This is a genomic window from Erwinia sp. AC075, from assembly GCF_979253995.1.
In genome coordinates, this window is the sequence record NZ_CEEDEU010000001.1 from 1,709,326 (window position 1) to 1,731,934 (window position 22,609).

Here is a 22,609-nt window from a genome sequence, read left to right on the forward strand (position 1 = left end):
ATGAAATTCTGGTTGCCAGCTACTGCCACACTGTTGATAGCAACTGCCGCACAGGCTGATGATTACCGCGTGGTTTACTCTCCCAGCCTGGCGCTGGAAGTGTTTATTGATAACGTGGAGAGTAACGCGCCGCAGGACTGGTGCCAGGATAACATTCATTTGCGTATCGTCTCCGGCAAAAGCAAAGAGTCCAGCGTGCTGACCACCTTCCTGCCGCGCGTGGGCAACCTGTTGCAAAATCAGTGTGGCAAGCTGGTCGAGCTGCCGTGGCAGATGACCAACGATGCCGGATCGGTTCTGGCCACCGGTACCGCCTCGAAAGAGCAGAGCTGGCGCCCGATCGTCATCGCCGATGCCACCGCCGCCGCGACCGCCAGCAATGCCTCACCGCTGGATCTGTCACAGCCGGCCAACAGCGCACCGTTGCAGCATTTCGATCTGCCTGCCGGCTGTCATTTCCGCACCTGGTGGGACGACAAAGGCCAGTCGCTGTTTATCCCCGACAGCAAGCGGCTGACCTGTTCAACCGAAGGCTGGCTGGAAGGCCCAAGCGAACTGACCCTTTCCAGCAACGGGAAATCCGAGCCGGTGCCGGTGCAGTTCTACGAAGGCTACCCGCTGAAAAATATTCACCCTGCCTCCGGGGCGCTGGATATTGTCGCAGCCAACAATCAGCGCCTGGTGGCCGCCAAAGCCGACGCGCCTGACAGTTGGTTGCTGCTGCCATTTAACGCCACGCAGCACGTCTGGTCGTTTGATGGCGTGATGCTGGTTAAAATGGACAAAACCCAGGCGACCGATCCCGAACAGCTGAAAACCCGGGTTGATGCACTGCGCAAGGCCTGGGCGAAAGTGATGGATCCGCAAGCGAAGATTACCGTGCTGCTGGTTGATGACCTGCATGCAGACCTGGCCGATCCGGCTATTGGCGCCTGGCGCACCGTTAACTAACTCCGGATGGATACTATGTCGGCGAACGAGAAAACCAAAACAGTCCCCAATGCGCTTCCGGCCGGGCACCGTTTTAATGAGTTTGAGATCAAGGAAGTGATTGGCGGTGGCGGCTTCGGGATCGTTTATCGTGCCTGGGATCATCTGCTTGAGCGCACCATTGCGATCAAAGAGTATCTGCCGATTTCGCTGGCCTCGCGCGGGGACGATCTGACCATCGTGCTGCGCGGTGAACGCTATCAGAAGTTATTTAACGCCGGCTTGAACAGCTTTATTCAGGAAGCCCGCCTGCTCGCCCGCTTTAATCATCCTGGCTTGCTGCACGTGCTGCGCTTCTGGGAAGAGAACGGCACCGCCTATATGGGCACGCTCTACTACAGCGGAATGACGCTGAAAGAGTGGCAGCAAGGCAGCCCGGAAAGCGTGACCGATGGCTGGATCCGCCAGCTGCTGCCGCCGTTATTCGGCGCCATTGATACCATTCATCGCGGTGGCTATCTGCATCGGGATATCTCCCTCGACAATATCCAGATTCAGGATAACCAGCTGCCGGTGCTGCTCGACTTCGGCTCGGCGCGCAAAGAAATCGGCAATCTCTCCGATGAAACCGAAATTATGCTCAAGCCTGGCTATGCGCCGATCGAGCAGTACAGCGAAGAGAGCGACAGCGAACAGGGTCCGTGGACCGATATTTACGCGCTGGGTGCGGTGCTGCATACGCTGGTGACCGGCAATCCTCCGCCGGTCAGCGTGGTGCGCTGTATCGAAGATCGCTATCAGCCGTTGACCCAGCTGCGACCGGAAGGCTTCTCGCTATCCCTGTTAAACGCCATCGACCAGTCGCTGGCGATGAAACCGCAGGATCGTCCTCAGTCTATCGACGCGCTGGCGGCGCTGATCGAGCTGCCGGTCAGCACGGTTGAGCAGCTGGTGACGGCGGTGACGCAAATCTCCGAACCGGCTCCCGAGCAGTCAGTCGAGCCGGAGCCGCTTCCTGAGCCGGTGATGATTGCCGTTAACCCGACGGCGGGCTCCGCAGAGATTGTCAGCCCGCGCAGCAGCCGTAAGCTGTCCAAACCGCTGGCGGTGTTGAGCGCGGTGGCACTGGTTGCGGTGGTGGGTCTGGTGGTGATGCTGAACCGGGGAGGCGATAAAACCGTCGAGCATCCGGCCGCGGCGGCGACGGCAGATGCCACGGCACCGGTCGCCAGTGCTGCGCCACCGGTAGCAGCGCAGAACACCGGCCCGATGCTGGCAACGGTCTATCTGAAGCTGACCGCCGGCGAAACCGTGTTGCTGAACGGCACGCCGATGGACGTTAAGCCCAATAACAACGGCTATGCCTCGCTAAATCTGGCGGCGGGAAGCTATAAAATCGAAGTCCATTCCGGCACGGCGGTACACAGCCAGCAGTTGGATATCAATAAAGCGGGTACCTGGCTAATTAACCCGGGCGTGTAAACGGTGGGGATCACCCCACCATATTGTTGTGGCACTCCTGCAGCTCGCGCACGCGCTGAACCAGGTCAGTCAGACAGTCGTCATACAAGCCCCGCTTCTTTAACTCCTGTTCAAGGGAGTAAAGATACTGCGCGTTGGTGCCCAATGGACCGCTGGCTTGTGCAATCAGCGGCGCAATGGTTTTCGGGCAGGAATCGGCTTCATACAGCGCATGGCGTGGGTCCATCACGAACGCCATTGCGGTCACCGTGCGGCCGTCTGCCAGCTTCAAATCGCACCAGGTCGGCAGATAGCAGCCGGTGACCATTTCGCGCTTCCACAGCAGCTCCAGCTCTTCATGCAGCTTCTCTTCGGGCAAACGATAGGCCAGCCCGGTGGTTTCACCGCCCTCTTTCAACGCCAGCATGCGTCCCGGCTGGGTCGCCGTGCCGCGCCCGGCGGTTAAGCGCAGGCAGAATGCCCGATGCCAGCCTTCCAGCGTGCCTTCGGCAATTTCATCCGATTCGAAGATCGGGTTCCACATCAGCGAGCCGTATCCAAAAATCCACACCGGGCTATGATTGGGACGACAGGCCAGCGTAGCGGCTAATGAGGCTGCCCGTTGCTCACAGGTCCATAACAACGATTCCTCAATAGCACCAAAAGCTGTCTTACAATCCGCTTTTAACAGGAAATCTCTTGTTAACATAACCCCTCCGCCCGCCACTGCTCACTCCCTGCCACTGCGTTTTACCGTCCCTGAAATTGAATTATTATGAAACTCATGGTTTCAACGCTATCAATGACCCTATGTCATTCATCACGCGCAATCAAGTTTGAACCGCGTCACAAAAGAAAAAATTTCACTTAACTTCATCATCGGCATTATAAGAATAAACTTCAGCAGCAATGTGGCGAACAGAGGGCTTTATCCGCCTCTTTTGCTGCTGCCTGGAACAGCGCATTGCTGGCCGCCTCTAAAGTCACGCCTTTCACCGCTCTTAAGCAAAAAATCTGCTTTACGCCCTGTTTACTCAGCAAAAATCCGCATAAAGCCAAATAAAGGTGGGGTTAATGATGAATAAAGACAAAATAAGCTATGCCAATACAGTATGATAGGTAACTAAAGTCATAGTTATTGGTCATTTGAGCTAAAAACATTAAAAACCTGTAAATTATGGTAAATAGTACAGGTTTAAAGTTGATAACCCGTTACAATTCCGTTGCTTGTAATATAACCACTGCCGTTCGATGCTATTATTTATGCCTGCAGGTGTTCCCTGAATTCAGGCTAACAGGACAGATAAACAAGGATAAATCAGCCTATGAGTGCCCATGAAGGCGTCAAAACACGCCATAAAGAAACATCCTTAATTCTTCCCCTCGCCGCGCTGGGTATTTTGTGGTTTTGGGGTGCCTCAAGCTCGTTTCCCATCGTTATCACCATCAACCTTATTGCCCTGTTCGCTATCCTTAGCAGCGCCTTTAGCGTGGTTCGCCATGCGGATGTGCTGGCACACCGTCTGGGAGAACCCTACGGCTCGCTGATCCTCAGCCTGTCGGTGGTGATCCTGGAAGTCAGCCTGATCTCGGCGCTGATGGCGACCGGCGATGCCGCACCGGCATTGATGCGCGACACCCTCTATTCAATCATCATGATTGTGACCTGCGGTCTGGTCGGCGCGGCGTTGCTGTTGGGCGGACGCAAGTTTGCCACCCAGTACGTTAACCTCGCCGGGGTTAAGCAGTACCTGATCGCCATTTTCCCGCTGGGTATTCTGGTGCTGGTGTTTCCCAATGCCCTGCCCGGCGGCAACTTTTCCGTCGGCCAGGCGCTGCTGATTTCGGCAATTTCTGCCGCGATGTATGGCGTGTTCCTGCTGATCCAGACCAAAACGCACCAGAGCCTGTTTGTTTACGAACATGAAGATGAGGGCGATGACCCGCACCACGGCAAGCCCTCCGCGCACTCCAACATCTGGCACTCGGGCTGGCTGATTGTGCATCTGATTGCGGTGATTGCGGTCACCAAGATGAACGCCACGCCGCTGGAGTCCTTGCTGACCACGCTGAATGCGCCAGAGCAGTTCACCGGCTTCCTGGTGGCCTTGCTGATCCTCTCACCGGAAGGTCTGGGCGCGATTAAAGCGGTGCTGGCGAATCAGGTGCAGCGTGCCATGAACCTGTTCTTCGGTTCGGTACTGGCGACCATCTCGCTGACGGTGCCTGCGGTGACGATTATTGCTACCCTCACCGGCCAGCAGCTGATCTTCGGCCTGGAGCCGCCACAGATGGTGATGATGATTGCGGCGCTGCTGTTATGCCAAATCTCCTTCTCCACCGGCAGAACCAACGTGCTGAACGGCGCGGCGCATCTGGCGTTGTTTGTCGGCTATCTGATGACCATCATGCTGTAACGCTAAACGCAAAGCATAAAAAAACGGGGCGAAATTATTCGCCCCGTTTTTATTTGACTGACTGACTGAAGAAGAGTTACTGCGCGCGATACACCAGCGAGTGGCCCGCGCCGGTCAGCGTCAGCGTGTTCTGCTCGAGCTTAACGGTGGCGCCCGCGGTCAGCATTTTACCAATGGCCATTTCCCACTGGTTCAGCTTCGGATCGCTACACATCATGCGGGTAGACGCCATTTGCGGCACGCTCAGCACGTTGCCTTTTAGCGTGCCCTGACCAAAGAAGCGATTACACATCACGCCGGTGACGCGCATTTCATCACTGAAGTTGATCCCCGGCTTCATGCCCTGAGGCGCGCTGATGGACTGGCCATCCACGGTGGTCAGCACAAAGTTACGGTTCGCTAGTGACGCCTGCGCGTCGTGCTGAGCAGCGCTACTGCATCCGCCCAGCACCATGGCGGCCGTTAACACGGCGAGGGTTCTTTTCATCATTCACTCCTTGTCCTGATTGTCCTTAACCGCTTACTCAGTTGCTGGTATCCAGCTCCGCAAAGCTTTTTACCAGATCATCAATCGCTTTGATCTGCGCCAGGAACGGCTCCAGCTTATCCAGCGGCAGCGCCGAAGGACCGTCGCATTTCGCATTAGCCGGATCCGGGTGCGCTTCGATAAACAGGCCGGCCAGGCCAACGGCCATCCCGGCGCGTGCCAGTTCGGTGACCTGACCACGACGGCCGCCGGATGCGGAGCCAAACGGGTCACGGCACTGCAGCGCGTGGGTCACGTCAAAGATCACCGGGCTGCCATTAGACACCTGCTTCATCACGTTGAAGCCCAGCATATCCACAACCAGGTTGTCGTAACCAAAGTTGGCACCGCGATCGCACAGGATCACCTTGTCGTTGCCGCCTTCGGCAAACTTATCGACGATGTTACCCATCTGGCCTGGGCTGACGAACTGGGGTTTTTTGACGTTGATCACCGCGCCGGTTTTCGCCATCGCTTCAACCAAATCGGTCTGACGGGCGAGGAAGGCCGGCAGCTGGATTACATCCACCACGTCAGCCACGGTCTGCGCCTGGCTGGCTTCATGCACATCGGTGATTACCTTCACGCCGAAGGCCGCTTTGATGTCCTGGAAAATGCGCATTCCCTCTTCCAGGCCTGGGCCACGGTAAGAGTGAATGGAAGAGCGGTTGGCCTTATCAAACGAGGCCTTGAACACGTAGGGGATACCCAGCTTCTGGGTCACGGTGACGTAATGCTCACAGATGCGCATCGCCAGATCGCGAGATTCCAGCACGTTCATGCCACCAAACAGCACGAACGGCAGGTCGTTTGCTACCTTGATATCGCCAATGTTAACCACTTTCTGTTTCATGTCTTCGCCTTATTCTCTGTTAATGCAGCGTAATCTGTTTTTGTTCAATCGAATGGATCTGCAGCTTAATCATTTCGCTGACCGGGTCTTCTGGACACTGTTCAACAAAGTAAGTCAGATCCGTCAAAGCCACATGTTCACACTCTAACTGGGCGAAAATCAGCCCACGGTCGCGAATTTCGTAGGGATCTTCCGGGTCCATCTGCACCAGCACCTGGCTGACCTGCAGTGCCAGCTCCATCTGCTTCTCTTCCATCAGCGCGGATTTCAGCGTATCGAGCATTTTATTCAGCACCAGCTGCGGTTCGGCTTCCTGAAGGTCGTCGTCATACAGCTCCGCGACCGGGCCAATATTGCCCTTAAGCCAGGCTTCCAGCGTATGTTCATCGAGGGTATCGCCGTTGAACGGGTTAATTAACCACATCTCTTCGTCGATCCAGTCGGCACGTAAAATCAGCTGGGTGGGGAAAATGACCGGCATCAGCGGTAACGACAGCTGACCGGCAATATGCAGGAAAATGATGCCTAACGAGACAGCCGTTCCCTGACGGGTTCTGAGAACATTATCCAGCCACAGAGTGTCGGACAGGCGATATACGCCGCTGGCGCCGCCAAATCCCCACTGTTTCCAGAACAGCTCAATTAACTTCTCAAGCTGCATGTCCTGCTCTAACTGCTGTGGAATTGCTGCGCGGGCCTCTGCTACCAGTGCCGCTAACTGCTTATTCACGTCTTCAGCAGGGAAATCGGGGCGGATAGCTTTGGTGGCTGCTATTACCGCCTCACACAGTGGTAACACTGTGAGATCTTCAGTTGCTATCGACGTCATACACTCCCCAACAATGGCATTTTGCCACGATGATACCGCCAAATAGCCTCCCCGTCAGCCGGGGACCGCGCCATTCGGTCATTCTCTTGCGTTCATTTAGCGTTTCTGGGCATAAGTCACACGATCGTTGCCACCATAATCTTTTGCGGTGGCGACGCTGACAAAATGATTCTGCTGCAGGATCGCCCGCACTGTCTCCGCCTGCTGCCAGCCATGCTCCAGCAATAACCAGCCGCCGGGCAGCAAATAGTGCCCCGCTTCTGCTGCAATCAGCTTAATGTCCGCCAGCCCATTATCGGCGGCAATCAGGGCGCTGTCGGGCTCAAAGCGCACGTCGCCCTGCTGCAGATGTTGATCTTCAGCATCAATATACGGCGGATTGCTGACGATCAGCGTGAACTGTTCGCCGGAGACCGCGCTAAACCAGTTGCTGAGCCGGAACCGTGCGTTGGTGATGCCCAGCCGCTGCGCATTGCTTTCGGCCAGCGAAACGGCGGCGGCAATGCGATCGACACCCGTCACCTGGCAATCTGGCCGCTCGGAGGCGATGGCTAACGCAATCGCACCGGTGCCGGTGCCGAGGTCAAGAACGGTACTCGCAGTTTCGGGAAGATGGGCCAGCGCCTGCTCGACCAGCAATTCGGTATCAGGACGGGGGATCAGGGTGTCGGGGGAAACGCTCAGGGACAGCGACCAGAATTCGCGCTGGCCGGTCAGATAGGCAACCGGCTCGCCGTTGGCACGGCGCGCCAGTAAATCGTCCAGCTGGCTGAGCTGTTCCGCGCTCAGTTCGCTGTCATCAAAGGCAATAATCCAGCTGCGGGATTTGCCAGTGACGAAGCCCAGCAGGATTTCGGCATCCCGCTTGGGGCTTTCGCTGCCCGCCAGGCGGGCAATCGCCGCCCGCAACCACTGGCGTACGGTCATTAGTCCTGACCGGACAGTGCGGCCAGCTGATCCGCCTGATATTCCTGCACGATAGGCTCAATCAGCATATCCAGCTTGCCCTGCATCGCTTCATCCAGACGGTAAAGCGTCAGGTTGATGCGGTGGTCGGTAATACGACCCTGCGGGTAGTTATAGGTGCGGTTACGGTCGGAACGATCGCCGGTGCCCAGCAGGTTGCGACGGGTAGAAGCTTCTTCCTGATGCAGCCTGGCGGTTTCTGCCGCACGGATACGCGCGCCCAGCACCGACAACGCTTTCGCTTTGTTTTTATGCTGTGAACGTTCGTCCTGACACTCCACCACGATGCCGGTTGGCAGGTGGGTAATACGGATTGCCGAGTCGGTGGTGTTAACGTGCTGACCACCGGCACCGGAGGAGCGGAAGGTATCGATTTTCAGATCGCCGGCGTTGATTTCCGGCATTTCCGCTTCCGGCAGCTCGGGCATAATCGCCACGGTGCAGGCAGAAGTATGAATACGGCCCTGCGATTCGGTTTCCGGTACGCGCTGCACGCGGTGACCGCCTGATTCAAACTTCAGACGCCCGTAGGCACCGTCGCCGATCACTTTGGCAATCACTTCTTTATAGCCACCATGCTCACCGTCGTTGGTGCTCATGATTTCAATTTTCCAGCGGCGGGTTTCAGCATAACGGCTGTACATACGGAACAGATCGCCGGCGAAAATCGCGGCTTCATCGCCGCCGGTGCCGGCGCGCACTTCCAGATAACAGTTACGCTCGTCATCCGGATCTTTCGGCAACAGCAGAACCTGCAGCTCCTGCTCCAGCTGTTCGCTGGTAGCACGCGCGTCTTTTAATTCTTCCTGCGCCATGTCGCGCATTTCAGGATCGTCCAGCATCTCTTCGGCTGCGGCGATATCGTCCTGGTTCTGCTGCCAGCGACGGAAACACTGGCTCACGTCGGTCAGCTGCGCATATTCGCGTGACAGAGCACGAAAACGGTCCTGGTCGGCAATCACGCCCGCATCGCCCAGCATCGCCTCAACTTCTTCATGGCGTTCCTGCAAGGCTTCCAGTTTGGCAACAATAGAAGGCTTCATTGGTGTTGTTTTACCTTGTATTCAATAGAGGCTAAAACGCTATTCCAGCCCGAGGCTGTCGCGTAAAATCTGCAGGCGTTCATCATCCCCATCACGGGCAGCCTGCTGAAGAGATTTGGTAGGAGCGTGGATCAAACGGTTGGTCAGCTTGTGGGCCAGATCGCGCATCACTTCCTGCGGATCGGCACCCTGTTGCAGCGCGGTCAGCGCACGGGCCTGCAGCTCTTCACGCACCTGGTCGGCCTGCGAACGGTAGTCGCGAATGGTTTCCACCGCGTTCTGCGCCCGCAGCCAGGACATAAACTCACTGCTTTCCTGCACCACAATGGTTTCGGCCTGCACGGCGGCGGCTTTACGCTGCGCCATGTTGCTTTCAATGATCGCCTGCAGGTCGTCAACGCTATAGAGATAGGCGTTCGGCAGCTTGCCGACTTCCGGCTCCACATCGCGCGGTACGGCTATGTCCACCAGTAACATGGGTTGGTTGCGGCGTTTTTTCAACGCCCGCTCCATCATGCCTTTACCGATAATCGGCAACGGGCTGGCGGTGGAACTGATAATGATGTCGGCTTCGGCCAGGCGCGCGTCGATTTCCGCCAGGCCGATCACTTCCGCCCCCACCTGATCGGCCAGAGACTGGGCACGTTCACGGGTGCGGTTGGCGATAATCAGATTTTTAACGTTGTGCTCACGCAGATGGCGCGCGGCCAGTTCGATGGTTTCCCCGGCACCGACCAACAACACGGTGACGTCGGCCAGGGATTCAAAGATTTGTCTTGCCAGCGTACAGGCCGCAAAGGCGACCGATACGGCGCTGGCGCCAATCTCGGTTTCGGTGCGCACGCGCTTGGCCACCGAGAATGTTTTCTGGAACATCCTTTCCAGCTCGCTGACAATCGGCTGTCCGCGATGGGAATCGGCAAAGGCTTTCTTCACCTGCCCCAGGATCTGCGGCTCCCCTAACACCAGTGAATCTAAGCCACTTGCCACGCGCATCAGATGGCTGACGGCGTCGTTATCATGGTGCCAGTAGAGGCTTTTCGCCACCTCTTCGGCACTCAAATGATGGTAGTCACATAGCCACTTAACCAACTGTTCCTGCAGGTTTTCCTGTTGCTCAACGCTTAAGTAGAGCTCGGTCCGGTTACACGTAGACAGCACCACGCCGCCCTGCACCATTGGCTGGGCCAACAGACTGCTAAGGGCTTGATCCAACGTCTCCGGGGAGAACGTCACGCGTTCACGCAGAGCAATTGGGGCCGTTTTGTGATTAATTCCGAGAGCCAGCAAGGTCATGGTGATTAGGTTGGGGTTATCCCACAGTTGATAGGGTTTTGTGAGGCGCATTCTACAAGATGCGCGAGATCAAGAAAAGCCATCGTTCACCGAAGGCTGTAACAAGATATAGTTATTATGCATCAAATAAGACAAATTGAGCATTGACGCCGTCCGCCGGTCTGGTTAGCTTGGACGGTTACTTTGGGCATGAAAGCCCTTCCGGAGTCTGAGGAGTTGACCCCTTAATGTTTACGCAGAATCGCCGCCTGATGCGGCTTCTCCCGCTTGCCGCCCTGTTATTGACCGCCTGTACCATCAATAAACCGCAAGGTCCTGGCAAGAGTATTTCCTCGCCACAATGGCAGCAGCACCAGCAAGACGTTGAAAAAATCACGCAATATCAGACCCGCGGCGCTTTTGCCTATCTTTCTGATAGCCAGAAAGTCTATGCCCGTTTTAACTGGCAGCAGACCTCCCCCGATCGCTATCGTTTGATCCTGACCAACCCGTTGGGCAGCACCGAGTTGCAGCTGGATGCCCAGGGCAGCGTGGTGCAGCTAGTCGACAACAAAGGCAAACGCTATACCAGCAATGACGCCGAGAAGATGATTTCTCAGCTGACCGGCATGGATATTCCGTTAAACAGCCTGCGTCAGTGGATGATGGGCCTGCCGGGTGATTCGTCCGATTACACGCTGGACGACCAGTATCGCCTCAAGTCGGTGAATTACAGCCGCGACGGCCAGAACTGGCAGGTGACCTATCAGGGTTATGACAGCAAGCAGAACCCGACGCTGCCGTCCAATCTTGAGCTGAAAGAAGGCAACCAGCGCATCAAACTGAAAATGGACAGCTGGATCGTTGAATGAGTGCAGGCAACGTTCCCCTGACGGCGAGCAGCCGTGAAAGCTGGCCGGCGCCCGCCAAGCTGAATTTATTTCTCTACATCACGGGCCGTCGTCCTGACGGCTACCATAATTTGCAGACGCTGTTTCAGTTTCTCGATTATGGCGACACCCTGACCATTGAAACCAACGCCAGCGGGCAGATCGGCCTGCTGACGCCGGTGGTCGGGGTAAAAGAGGAAGATAATCTGGTGGTGCGGGCGGCGAAGCTGTTGCAGCAGCAGGCAACATTGCGCGGAACGCTACCGGCGCAGGCCGGTGCCAGCATCGCCATTGAGAAACGCCTGCCGATGGGCGGCGGGCTGGGCGGCGGCTCGTCTGATGCGGCCACGGTGCTGGTCGCGCTGAATCACCAGTGGCAAACCGGCTTCACGCTGAGCGAGCTGGCCGACTTGGGATTATCGCTGGGCGCGGACGTTCCGGTGTTCGTGGAAGGCTTCGCTGCTTTTGCTGAAGGCGTCGGCGAAAAATTGACTCCGGTGTCGCCTGCAGAAAAATGGTATCTTGTTGTCCACCCTGGCGTGAACATTTCCACACCGGCTGTTTTCACCGATCCTGAGCTGATCCGCACCACGCCAGCCCGCGAAATCAGTGAGTTATTAAGTGCTGAATTCCGTAATGATTGTGAACCAGTCGTAAGAAAACGTTTTCGCGAGGTTGAACAGCTCGTTTCCTGGCTGCTAGAATACGCGCCGTCGCGCCTGACCGGGACAGGAGCTTGTGTGTTTGCTGAATTCGACACCGAGTCCGCTGCCCGCCAGGTGTTTGAGCTAACGCCGAAAGCGTGGCAGAGCTTTGTTGCGCGAGGCGTTAACGTTTCGCCGCTGCACCGCCACCTTTCGACGTTATTAGAGTGACCGTGACAGCATCGCCACGTTCCTGATGCTGCACGTAGATGACTATACCCGTATGAAACCGTCGTTACGGTATTCCGCCCAGTGCCGCTAACGATGATGTTCATTCTCTGGACGCAAAGCCTGAGGTTCTTCTCGTGCCTGATATGAAGCTTTTTGCTGGTAACGCAACACCCGAACTAGCACAACGTATTGCCAACCGCCTTTACACTAGCCTGGGCGACGCCGCCGTCGGTCGTTTCAGTGATGGTGAAGTGAGCGTACAAATTAATGAAAATGTACGCGGTGGTGATATTTTCATCATCCAGTCCACCTGTGCCCCTACCAATGACAACCTGATGGAACTGGTTGTGATGGTAGATGCCCTGCGCCGTGCATCCGCTGGCCGTATTACTGCCGTAATCCCGTATTTTGGTTATGCCCGTCAGGATCGTCGCGTACGTTCCGCTCGTGTACCCATCACGGCCAAAGTGGTTGCTGACTTTCTTTCCAGCGTAGGTGTCGATCGCGTACTGACTGTGGATCTGCATGCTGAACAGATTCAGGGCTTCTTTGACGTCCCGGTTGATAACGTATTTGGTAGCCCGATCCTGCTTGAGGATATGCTGCAGATTGGCCTGGAGAACCCGATTGTGGTTTCCCCGGACATCGGCGGTGTGGTTCGCGCCCGTGCTATTGCTAAACTGCTGAACGACACTGATATGGCGATCATCGATAAACGCCGTCCACGCGCTAACGTTTCACAGGTGATGCACATCATCGGTGACGTCGCTGGCCGTGACTGCGTGTTAGTGGATGACATGATCGACACCGGTGGAACGCTGTGCAAGGCTGCTGAAGCGCTGAAGGAGCGTGGTGCCAAGCGTGTATTCGCTTACGCCACGCACCCTATTTTCTCCGGCAATGCCGTGGAAAATCTGCGTAATTCCGTGATTGATGAAGTGGTGGTTTGCGACACCATTCCGCTGCCGGAAGAGATCAAAGCCCTGCCAAACGTGCGCACGTTGACGCTGTCTGGCATGCTCGCTGAAGCGATCCGTCGCATCAGCAATGAAGAGTCTATCTCTGCGATGTTCGAGCATTGATAGCGAAGGGACGGGTTCGCCCGTCCCTCTTTTTTCCCGGCCAATTATTCCAAATTCGTTAACCTGTTTTATCACTTCCGTAACAATCTAAGGGTCCGCCTCCAGCCTTCCCCGGCGATTGCCTCTGTTCTCAGCCCTTCTGTACCGCCCTTTAGTCCTGATTGTCCTCTCTCGCAACTCTTTTTTATCATTCCCGCCAGCCAGCTCTTTTGGCCGCTATTTATTAATGATATTTTGCCTGAATGATTCCACCAGGAATAATCCTAAGATGACGCTGGACGTCTATACCCTGTTTGTTTGCGAGCTCTATGTGCTGTTTTTTCTCAGCATCATCATGGTGTTTGCATGGAAAGGCTCACAATATAATCGCGTATTGGGCTTTCAGTGCCTGGCGATGGTGATCACCATCATTGCGGTGTTCCTGAGCAGTTTGCGCAGCAACGGCAGTCTGTTTCTGCCGGTTGGCGTGGGCAATTTGCTGGTGATGCTGGCCTACAGTCTGCTGGTGATGTCGTTTCGGGCGTTTCGCGGCGCGCGCAGTGGCTGGTTATGGCTGGCCGGGCCACTGGTCTGGGTGGTTTTGTGTCAGTGGTCGACGTTTTATCACTCGATGCCGATGCGCATTCTGGCCGTCTGTCTGCTGTGTGTGATTTACACCGCCTGGATGATTATTGAGTTGCACCGTTCGCGGGCCACCTTGCCGGTGACCTACTGGCCGGCCCAGCTGCTGTTATGGATCCATCTGGTGTTCCATCTGACGCGCGCGGTGGTGGATGGCGGCATTCCCAGCCCGCTTCATGGCGCGATTGGCGGTTCGACCTTTTCGGTTTACGTCATTCTGGAGTCGATCATGATGGTGATCGGGCTGACCTTTACCATGTTGGCGATGGTCAATGAGCGCACGCAGATCAAGTATAAGAACGCCTCGTTGCTCGATCCCCTGACCGGCGTCTGGAACCGTCGCGCGTTGTTTGAGCAGGGTGAAGCGTTGGCTCGCCGGTGCGATAAAACGGCGCAGCCGCTGACAATTATGCTATTCGATTTGGATCATTTTAAGAGCATCAACGACCGCTTTGGTCACAATCAGGGCGATCTGGTGCTGATTGATTTTTGCCGACAGGTGCAGCAATCACTGCCGGCGCAGAGTCATTTTGCGCGATTAGGCGGCGAAGAGTTTGCGGCGATTCTGGTGGCCAGCGAGCGCGATGCCTTGCGGATTGCGGAGAAGATCCGTCAGACGGTGGAGCATTCCCATCCGGAAGGGGTGAATTACACGGTGAGTATCGGTGTCGCCACCGCGCAGGGTGCTTACCATCAGATACCGACGTTAATGGTCGCCGCTGATGAAGCCTTGTATCAGGCGAAGGCATTGGGGCGAAATCGGGTGATGCGTTTTGTGGCAACCGAGGTGAATGAGCTGTCAGGCGTGGCGGGATAAGGGATGAAAACGCCTCTGAACAGAGGCGTTTTTAACGGGATTAATGGTGGCTATGGCCATCGGTGCTGCGACGGCAGCGTTTATCGTAGTGACGCACCCAGTAGTAGCGGTCCGCGACTTTTTCACGTCCGCTGATGCGCGCGCCGACCAGCCAGAGCAATGCGCCGATAAAGATGCTGAAGATTGCGCCGTGAACCATAAACTGGGGCAATTGCAGTTGCGGCAGCTGATTAAGCACGGAGTAACCGACACCAGCGACCATCACCACCAGCCCAAACACCATTAATGAATTACCGGTCAAATTGGCATGTTTACGTTTCATCATTCCCCTCCAGTTTCCAGATAAGGGCGTTGTCCTGTGCCCGGATGTCATAAGTTTATGCAATAGATGTTTAAGTTGGTGCGGGACAGATCACATTTGTTGCTAAAAGTTTGACAATTCTTTACGCACAAGCGACTGATTTCTTATAGAAAATGCATTATCACGCCAATGAACTATTGCGAAGTGTGTCACATTTTGGTGGGGGATTTTGCGTTTTCAGCCGGGCAAAGTACACTAGCCCCCTTCTTCACCGCACTCTTCAGGAAAACAGACAAGTGAGCAGCATTAAACTGATTGTGGGCCTTGCCAATCCCGGCGCAGAGTACGCCGCCACCCGCCATAATGCCGGTGCCTGGTACGTTGATTTATTGGCACAGCGTCACAATCAAGCGTTAAAAGAAGAGAGTAAGTTTTACGGTTACACCGCGCGTTTGAATATTGGCGGCGAAGATGTCCGTTTACTGGTTCCGACGACCTTTATGAATTTAAGCGGTAAAGCGGTGGCCGCGATGGCGACCTTTTACCGGATCACGCCGGAAGAGATTCTGGTAGCGCATGATGAGTTGGATTTGCCGCCGGGCGTGGCGAAGTTCAAGCAGGGTGGCGGTCACGGCGGTCACAATGGCTTGAAAGATATCATCAGCAAGCTGGGCAACAATCTAAATTTCCACCGTTTGCGGATTGGCATTGGTCATCCGGGCGATCGCAACAAGGTGGTGGGATTTGTGTTGGGCAAGCCGCAATCAGCCGAGCAGTCGTTGATTGATAATGCCATTGATGAAGCCGCGCGCTGTACTGAGGTGTGGTTGAAGGAAGATCGCTTGAAGGCGATGAACCGGTTGCACAGTTTTAAGGCTGAGTAATTTCTTCGGTTGAAGGTCAAAACCGGGTCGGTGGCTCGGTGATTTTAAGGTCAAAACCGGTGCAGTGGCTCGGCGTTACCACAGGGCGCGTTATCCGGGACGCCGTGAACCCATCCCTGGGGGCTTGGATGCCGCATCCCTGCGGCATACACCCGGCTAACGCGCCCTGTGGCACCACCCTGTAGCAATTGAGATAGTTACCCGTTCGGTGAACACACAGGTCAAAGGCTGAGATCGTTACCCGCTCGGTGAACATACAGGTTAAACGAAAGATTACTGGTCGGCTTTGCCCAATTCTTTCAGCGCCACCATCGGTAAGAAGTAGCCCTGAACGCCCCAGATTTTGCTTTCGGCCAGTTTCCCCAGTTGAATTTCACTCTGAACCCCTTCGACAATCACCCGGTTGGTGTACTGGCGGATATTGGCGATCAGGATGCTGAACCAGGGTTTGGTGACGTTATCGAGAAAGAACTGCCGATCCAACTTCACCGCTTCGAACATTTTCGACTGCAGCGCATTCAGGTTCGCGTCCCCTGCCCCTAAATCATCCAGCCACAGGATATTGAGCTGTTCGATCAGCGTGCGCAGCAGCGGATTGTTCGGGCCATCGTGCAGGTTCGGGAAATCCTCTGACAGTTTCAGACGGATAAAGGGCAAATGGCTGAGGATCTGCTGGATAAACGCCGACTGGCTAACCACTTTGGCCAGTTGGAAGTTGATTGTCAGGCAGCACAGCAAGCCGTGTTGTTGGAAATAGTCAGCGTAATGCTCAATGGTGAGCAATTGATTAAGCAAAAGGGTTTCCGGATCGAGCTGATCGACCAGCGGAGTACCCGAATCAATGTCCATTTCGCCCGGCGTCAGATCGAGTGCGATCAGTTCACCGTTCAGCGTGTGGATAGGAACACAGTTGTAATTATGTATCATGCCTTCATGCCAATGTTCAGGCGTCCTGCCAATGCTAAAAATCGTCGTACAGATAAAACATAGATGCTTATTCTGTAAAACAGCGAATCAATACGACGATTTTTAACGTTATCGGCAGGTCCAGCGGCAGCTTTACTGTTTAGTCACCCCTGGCAACAATTTTTATGCTTCTCAACCTTTCCTGAAGGTCAGGATTTTTTTACCGTATTGGAATCATTTAGATTGCCGGTTGGCCCGGCAATCATTTCATTACTCAGGCATCATTACTGGCGACTTTATAATCCGGATCGTCCAGTTCATGGCTGCAGAATGGCCCGGCCTGGCGCAACAGGCTGATGCAATCTTCGCTCAGATGGCGCAGACGCAGGCTCTTGCCGGCTTCAAGGTAGCGCGCGGTCAGCTTGTCGATCGCTTCCACCCCGCTGGAATCCATCACCCGGGTGCGGGCGAAATCGATCACCACACTGTCGGCATCCTGTTGCGGATTAAACAGTTCCTGGAAACTGGCGGTGGAACCAAAGAACAGCGGCCCTTCCAGACGGTAGGTTTTCTCACCCTCTTTTTCCGACTGCGCGATAATGGTGATGCGCGCATGCTGCCAGGCAAAGACCAGCGCCGAGATAATCACCCCGCAGATTACTGCCATTGCCAGGTCGGTGAAAATGGTCACCAGCGTCACCGCGATCATGATCACCGCATCGGCTTTCGGCATGCGTTTCAGGCGTTTAATGGAACTCCATTCAAAGGTGTTAATACACACCACGAACATAATTCCGGCCAGTGCCGCCACTGGCAGCAGCGCGATATAGTCCGACAGGCTAATGACAAACAGGATCAGCAGGACCGCGCCGACCAGGTTGGAGATGCGCCCGCGCCCGCCGGAGGTGAAGTTGATAATTGACTGACCGATCATCGCACAGCCGGCGAAGCTGCCGAAAAAGCCGCAGATGGTGTTGCCGATGCCCTGCGCCACGCACTCCTGGTTGCCCGCGCCCTTTTTACTGCCCATCTCATCCAGCACCGCCAGCGTCAGCAGCGACTCAATCAGCCCCACCAGCGCAATCACCACCGCATACGGCAGCACGATCTTCAGGGTGTCCCACGTTAATGGCGCGGTCGGCAGATGGAAGGATGGCAGTGACCCGGAGATATTCGCCAGGTCGCCAACGCGCTTGGTATCCAGGCCAAAACCAATGGCAATCGCACTGATGGCAATCAGCGCCGCCAGCGAACCGGGAATGGCTTTGGTCAGTTTTGGGAACAGCCAGACGATCAGCATCGCCAGCGCCACCAGCGCATACATCACCGGCCCCTGCCCTTTAATCATCGGGAACTGCGCCAGCATAATCACAATCGCCAGGCCGTTAACGAAACCATAAATCGCCGGTTGTGGCACCAGACGGATAAACTTACCGAGCCGCAGTACGCCAATCGCCAGCTGGATAAGCCCGGCCAGAATAGTCGCCAGCAGCACATACTCATAGCCGTGCTGGGTGATCAGGCTGATCAGCACCACGATGATTGAGCCGGCGGCACCGGAGATCATTCCCGGCTTACCGCCGAAGAAGGCGGTGACCAGCCCGAGAATAAAGGCGGTATGCAGACCGATGGTCGGCGACAGCCCGGCCAGCAGAGAAAATGCCGTCGCTTCCGGGATCAGCGCAACAGACACCACGGCACCGGCCAGCACGTCATTTTTGACGTCACTCGCCCTGAGCTTGCTCAGATTAAACATTAAAATTTCCAGTTATCATTATTCAGATGAAATCCTGCACCGCGGAAGAACGGGCGCAAAGAGGCTCGTCAGAGAGACGAGTGGCGCAACAGGCGTTGCTGGCAAGGGAAGTCTTAAGGTGGCGTAAGCAGCAAGCGATGCATCTGCGGCGTTCTCCGTCAGCTGTAAAGTTAGGTCAGTATCGGGAATTGTGAGGCAGATCTCAACCCTAATCCCGAACGTCAGGGCATAAATCAACGTCATTTGCCGCATAATTCCGTGTATAATGCGCGGTAACTTTTTAGTCGTAACCAACTAATACTACCGGTGAGTCGTCTATCTCATTGGTTATCAAGCAATTAAGGTGATTCAAACATGGGATTCAAATGCGGTATTGTGGGCCTGCCAAACGTCGGGAAATCCACCCTGTTCAATGCGTTAACCAAAGCGGGCATCGAAGCAGCTAACTTCCCGTTCTGTACCATTGAGCCAAATACCGGCGTGGTGCCAATGCCTGACTCCCGTCTGGATCAGCTGGCGGCCATCGTTAAGCCTCAGCGCATCCTGCCAACCACCATGGAATTCGTGGATATCGCTGGCCTGGTAAAAGGCGCGTCGAAAGGCGAAGGCCTGGGTAACCAGTTCCTGACCAACATCCGCGAAACCGAAGCGATCGGCCACGTGGTGCGTTGTTTTGAAAACGACAACATCATTCACGTGAACAACAAAGTGGATCCGGCTGACGATATTGAAACCATCAATACCGAACTGGCGCTTTCTGACCTTGATACCTGCGAACGTGCTCTGCAGCGCGTGCAGAAGAAAGCCAAGGGCGGCGATAAAGACGCCAAAGCTGAACAGGCTGCGCTGGAAAAATGTCTGCCGCATCTGGAAAAAGCCGGCATGCTGCGCGCGCTGGATCTGAGTGACGAAGATAAAGCGGCCATCCGCTACCTGAGCTTCCTGACCCTGAAGCCAACCATGTATATCGCCAACGTGAACGAAGATGGTTTTGAAAATAACCCGTACCTCGACATCGTGCGTGCGATTGCGGAAGCAGAAGGTTCCGTGGTGGTGCCCGTGTGTGCCGCCGTTGAGTCTGATATTGCCGAGCTGGAAGATGCCGATCGCGAAGAGTTTATGGCCGAGCTGGGTATTGAAGAACCCGGTCTGAACCGCGTGATCCGCGCCGGTTACTCGCTGCTGAACCTACAGACCTACTTCACCGCGGGCGTGAAGGAAGTACGTGCCTGGACCATCCCGGTCGGTGCCACCGCGCCACAGGCTGCCGGTAAGATCCACACCGACTTCGAGAAAGGCTTTATCCGCGCCCAGACTATCGCCTTTGATGACTTCATCGCCTGCAAGGGTGAGCAAGGCGCGAAAGAAGCCGGCAAGATGCGTTCAGAAGGTAAAGAGTACATCGTCAAAGATGGCGACGTGATGAACTTCCTGTTCAACGTCTAAATCGTTATTGCGGTCTCATGAGGTTTGAATGAATCTCATAAGAATCACAAAAATTATAAAATCCACGCAATTGCGTGGATTTTTTATTTCACAGCGTCTCAAATGTTTTCGTAAAAGCGCAGTTAAATTTGAGTACGCAGGTGAGTACCTCTGACTTTAATGGACTGTGGCAGCTCAGGAACAAAAGCAGATCTTATTAATTCCAAGCTAAATGAATTATTAAAGGGCAGGCCTTATCACCTCCGCTACTTATATTAAGAGCCCCTCATGCTGCCCAGCTATGAAACAGAAATCAGGTGTAGATAAAGTCACACATCAGTAACAAACAATTCCCAATTCATATTATTTCCATTCTGATTGATCAAATTCCTTAAGAAAAAACCTCAGAATTTGTAGGAAATTTCTTATATTTTAACGTTAGAGAAATCTCACAGTGAATATTGAAATCACAAAATAAACAGGTAAAGTATAAACATTAGTCAGGACCGACCATAATTACGGAACACACTCATGGAAGAGAAAGCAGGCATATCGCTTGCCGTTGGCGTATTTGCGCTGGCAGTCGGCACCCTATTCCCGCAGATCGCAACCGCTGGCGAACAGGACATTATTCAACAACAGCGCCAGAAAGCGATTGAAGCCCAGCTTCAGCCGCCGACGCCTGACATCCGTCTCCCTGCGCCCGCAAGCAGTTCATCGCGCGTCAGCTTCCCGCAAGAAAATCCCTGTTTTGAGATTCAGCACATCACGCTGAACGGCCTGAATGACTTTCCGGGCTGGCTTCCATTGCAACGTTTGGCTAATCAGGGCCAGGGGCATTGTCTGGGCGTTAAGGGGATTAACCTGCTGATGAGCGTGCTGCAAAACCGCATGATCGACAGCGGTTACGTCACCAGTCGCGTGCTGGCAACGCCGCAGGATCTGACACGGGGCACGCTGACGCTCCAGCTGCTGGCCGGAAAAATCAGCCACATTACGCGCACCGATCCCAGCGATCGCTATGTCACGCTAGCCACCGCACTGCCCTCGCGTGAAGGCCAACTCTACGACCTGCGTGATACCGAGCAGGGACTGGAAAACCTGCAACGCCTGCCTACCGTTCAGGCTGATATGGCGCTGATCCCCGGTAGGGCGCCTGGCGAAAGCGTGATGGCCGTGCAGTGGAACCAGAGCAAAATGTGGCGACTGGGGGCATCGCTCGATGATTCCGGATCGACGTCTACCGGGCGTTACCAGGGCGGTCTCACGCTGTATGTCGATAACCCCCTTTCGCTGAGCGATATGCTCTACGTTTCGGCGAGCCATGATTTGCAGTTCGGCAATGATAAAGGCACGAAGAACTTCACCGGCAGCTATTCGGTGCCGTTTGGCTACTGGCTGGCGGGCATCACCACCAGTGATTACCGCTACAACCAGACGGTTGCCGGGGCGTTCACCGACTATCAATACAGCGGCAAGAGTAAAAGTCTGAACGTCAATATCAGCCGCGTGTTGCACCGCAACGGCAGCCAGAAAACCACGCTAAGCTATGACGTCCTCACGCGAGAGACCCGCAACTTCATCAACGATACCGAGATTGAAGTGCAGCGCCGCCAGACCTCGGCGTGGAAACTCGGTCTGCAACATCGCCACTATCTCGGTAGCACCACGCTGGATGCGGGCGTCAGCTATCAGCGCGGCACCCGCTGGTTTGGCGCACAGCCCGCGCCGGAAGAGTATTGGGGGGAAGCCACCGCCCTGTCGAAGATTGTCCAGCTGAATGCGCAGCTGGCCGTGCCGTTCTCACTCCTCAACCAGCGATTCAGTTTTAACACCCAGTATCTGCGCCAGATGAGCAACACGCCGCTGACGCCGCAGGACCAGTTTGCCATTGGCAACCGCTGGTCGGTGCGCGGTTTTGACGGCCAGCGCACGCTGAACGCCGATGAAGGCTGGTATCTCCGTAACGACATTGGCTGGGCCACACCGCTACCGTCGCAGGAACTCTATCTGGCGCTGGATTATGGCGAAGTCAGCGGACGTAACAGCGGGCAGGATTATCTGATCGGCAAGCATCTGGCCGGTGGCGCGGTAGGACTGCGCGGCTACGCGCTGCGCACCAGCTATGACCTGTTTGCCGGAATTCCACTCTCTAAACCCGCAGGCTATCAAACCAGCGGCCTGAGGCTGGGCTTCAACCTCAACTGGAGTTACTGATGGAAATCAATGGCTACAGGTTGATTGCGCCGTGGGTCACGCCTGATGACACCCGCGAAGCCGAAGTGCTGGGCATGGCGGTCTGGCTGTGGATGCACTCAGAACGCCATCGCGATGCGCCGCTCCATACCCTGCCGACGTTGCTGCTGCCACTGATTAAACAGCAGCAGTACGCCATCGCGGTGAAAAACGGTAAACCGGTGTTCTTCCTCGGCTGGGCGCGGATGGATGAAGACGCTGAACGGCGCTATCTCACGAACGCTTCGGTGATGATGAAAGAACAAGACTGGACCAGCGGCAATCGCCTGTGGATCACCGATTTCATTGCCCCATTTGGTGAGGTGCGCGCGCTACAGAAGCTCACTCGCGATGTGATTTTGCCTGAGCAGTGCCTCCGGGCATTAGATCATCAGGGCGAGCAACGCGGTCAGCGGGTGCGTTTTTTTCATGGAAAGAGCATTAAACATGACGCCGCCAGGCAATGGCAGCAGGCAAATCCACTCAGCGTGGCGCTTCCAGAAATCGGATAAGGACA

General features: G+C 55.3%; 21 protein-coding genes. 11 read left to right on the forward strand and 10 right to left on the reverse strand.

From position 1 onward, the window contains the following. Entirely contained in the window at positions 1–951 is a 951-nt protein-coding gene (locus AC0IXH_RS08000) for a hypothetical protein (RefSeq protein WP_013201859.1), read from the forward strand. Positions 952–966: 15 nt separating this feature from the next. After that, positions 967–2,412 carry a serine/threonine protein kinase gene (locus AC0IXH_RS08005; RefSeq protein ID WP_471720297.1) on the forward strand — a complete coding sequence of 482 codons (1,446 nt, stop codon included), beginning with the start codon at positions 967–969 and terminating at the stop codon, positions 2,410–2,412. 10 nt (positions 2,413–2,422) lie between these two features. Here AC0IXH_RS08005 and AC0IXH_RS08010 read toward each other — a convergent pair whose 3' ends face one another. Further along, a complete protein-coding gene (locus AC0IXH_RS08010; protein ID WP_013201857.1) occupies positions 2,423–3,100 on the reverse strand; it encodes a gamma-glutamylcyclotransferase in 678 nt (225 codons plus the stop codon). 616 nt (positions 3,101–3,716) lie between these two features. Between AC0IXH_RS08010 and chaA the strand changes: the two genes are divergently transcribed. Then, positions 3,717–4,808: a sodium-potassium/proton antiporter ChaA gene (gene chaA / locus AC0IXH_RS08015; protein ID WP_013201856.1), complete on the forward strand. Its 1,092-nt coding sequence runs from the start codon at positions 3,717–3,719 to the stop codon at positions 4,806–4,808. Positions 4,809–4,884: 76 nt separating this feature from the next. Here the strand turns inward: chaA and AC0IXH_RS08020 are convergent, their stop codons facing one another. The 6 genes from AC0IXH_RS08020 to hemA all read right to left on the reverse strand — a co-directional run bounded on the left by AC0IXH_RS08020 (position 4,885) and on the right by hemA (position 10,321). Next, positions 4,885–5,298 (reverse strand): META domain-containing protein, encoded by a 414-nt coding sequence (locus AC0IXH_RS08020; RefSeq protein WP_455915276.1) that lies wholly within the window; start codon positions 5,296–5,298, stop codon positions 4,885–4,887. Between the two features lie 34 nt (positions 5,299–5,332). After that, positions 5,333–6,187: a 3-deoxy-8-phosphooctulonate synthase gene (gene kdsA / locus AC0IXH_RS08025; RefSeq protein ID WP_053143528.1), complete on the reverse strand. Its 855-nt coding sequence runs from the start codon at positions 6,185–6,187 to the stop codon at positions 5,333–5,335. 19 nt (positions 6,188–6,206) lie between these two features. After that, a complete protein-coding gene (sirB1, locus tag AC0IXH_RS08030; RefSeq protein ID WP_013201853.1) occupies positions 6,207–7,016 on the reverse strand; it encodes an invasion regulator SirB1 in 810 nt (269 codons plus the stop codon). Between the two features lie 96 nt (positions 7,017–7,112). Further along, complete coding sequence (gene prmC / locus AC0IXH_RS08035; RefSeq protein ID WP_471720298.1) at positions 7,113–7,943, reverse strand: peptide chain release factor N(5)-glutamine methyltransferase; 831 nt, start codon at positions 7,941–7,943, stop codon at positions 7,113–7,115. Continuing rightward, a complete protein-coding gene (gene prfA / locus AC0IXH_RS08040) occupies positions 7,943–9,025 on the reverse strand; it encodes a peptide chain release factor 1 (RefSeq protein ID WP_013201851.1) in 1,083 nt (360 codons plus the stop codon). Before prfA ends, prmC begins: the two co-directional genes overlap by 1 nt. A gap of 39 nt (positions 9,026–9,064) precedes the next feature. After that, on the reverse strand, positions 9,065–10,321 hold the full coding sequence (gene hemA / locus AC0IXH_RS08045) for a glutamyl-tRNA reductase (RefSeq protein WP_013201850.1): 1,257 nt from the start codon (positions 10,319–10,321) through the stop codon (positions 9,065–9,067). Between the two features lie 227 nt (positions 10,322–10,548). Between hemA and lolB the strand changes: the two genes are divergently transcribed. The 4 genes from lolB (at position 10,549) to AC0IXH_RS08065 (ending at position 14,585) form a co-directional block, all read left to right on the forward strand. Then, positions 10,549–11,172: a lipoprotein insertase outer membrane protein LolB gene (gene lolB, locus AC0IXH_RS08050; protein WP_471720299.1), complete on the forward strand. Its 624-nt coding sequence runs from the start codon at positions 10,549–10,551 to the stop codon at positions 11,170–11,172. Beyond that, positions 11,169–12,065 carry a 4-(cytidine 5'-diphospho)-2-C-methyl-D-erythritol kinase gene (gene ispE / locus AC0IXH_RS08055; protein ID WP_013201848.1) on the forward strand — a complete coding sequence of 299 codons (897 nt, stop codon included), beginning with the start codon at positions 11,169–11,171 and terminating at the stop codon, positions 12,063–12,065. The genes lolB and ispE overlap by 4 nt, the downstream gene beginning before the upstream one ends. Before the next feature lie 134 nt (positions 12,066–12,199). Beyond that, on the forward strand, positions 12,200–13,147 hold the full coding sequence (prs, locus tag AC0IXH_RS08060; protein WP_013201847.1) for a ribose-phosphate diphosphokinase: 948 nt from the start codon (positions 12,200–12,202) through the stop codon (positions 13,145–13,147). Positions 13,148–13,415: 268 nt separating this feature from the next. After that, positions 13,416–14,585, forward strand: coding sequence for a GGDEF domain-containing protein (locus tag AC0IXH_RS08065; protein ID WP_346567994.1), 1,170 nt, complete (start codon positions 13,416–13,418; stop codon positions 14,583–14,585). 40 nt (positions 14,586–14,625) lie between these two features. Here AC0IXH_RS08065 and ychH read toward each other — a convergent pair whose 3' ends face one another. Continuing rightward, on the reverse strand, positions 14,626–14,907 hold the full coding sequence (ychH, locus tag AC0IXH_RS08070) for a stress-induced protein YchH (RefSeq protein ID WP_041691986.1): 282 nt from the start codon (positions 14,905–14,907) through the stop codon (positions 14,626–14,628). Positions 14,908–15,182: 275 nt separating this feature from the next. Between ychH and pth the strand changes: the two genes are divergently transcribed. Then, entirely contained in the window at positions 15,183–15,770 is a 588-nt protein-coding gene (gene pth / locus AC0IXH_RS08075; protein WP_151037660.1) for an aminoacyl-tRNA hydrolase, read from the forward strand. A 273-nt stretch (positions 15,771–16,043) separates the two neighbouring features. On the opposite strand, the gene AC0IXH_RS08080 is transcribed toward pth, so the two are convergent. Both AC0IXH_RS08080 and AC0IXH_RS08085 read right to left on the reverse strand, forming a co-directional pair. Then, positions 16,044–16,697, reverse strand: a complete 654-nt coding sequence (locus AC0IXH_RS08080) for an EAL domain-containing protein (RefSeq protein ID WP_013201843.1) — start codon at positions 16,695–16,697, stop codon at positions 16,044–16,046. 253 nt (positions 16,698–16,950) lie between these two features. Next, positions 16,951–18,432: a SulP family inorganic anion transporter gene (locus AC0IXH_RS08085; protein ID WP_013201823.1), complete on the reverse strand. Its 1,482-nt coding sequence runs from the start codon at positions 18,430–18,432 to the stop codon at positions 16,951–16,953. Between the two features lie 354 nt (positions 18,433–18,786). Between AC0IXH_RS08085 and ychF the strand changes: the two genes are divergently transcribed. From ychF to AC0IXH_RS08100, 3 genes are all read left to right on the forward strand, one after another. After that, positions 18,787–19,878, forward strand: coding sequence for a redox-regulated ATPase YchF (gene ychF, locus AC0IXH_RS08090; protein ID WP_013201822.1), 1,092 nt, complete (start codon positions 18,787–18,789; stop codon positions 19,876–19,878). A 510-nt stretch (positions 19,879–20,388) separates the two neighbouring features. After that, positions 20,389–22,074: a ShlB/FhaC/HecB family hemolysin secretion/activation protein gene (locus AC0IXH_RS08095; protein WP_471720300.1), complete on the forward strand. Its 1,686-nt coding sequence runs from the start codon at positions 20,389–20,391 to the stop codon at positions 22,072–22,074. Next, positions 22,074–22,604 carry a toxin-activating lysine-acyltransferase gene (locus tag AC0IXH_RS08100; protein ID WP_346594781.1) on the forward strand — a complete coding sequence of 177 codons (531 nt, stop codon included), beginning with the start codon at positions 22,074–22,076 and terminating at the stop codon, positions 22,602–22,604. The genes AC0IXH_RS08095 and AC0IXH_RS08100 overlap by 1 nt, the downstream gene beginning before the upstream one ends. Positions 22,605–22,609 lie beyond the last annotated feature (5 nt).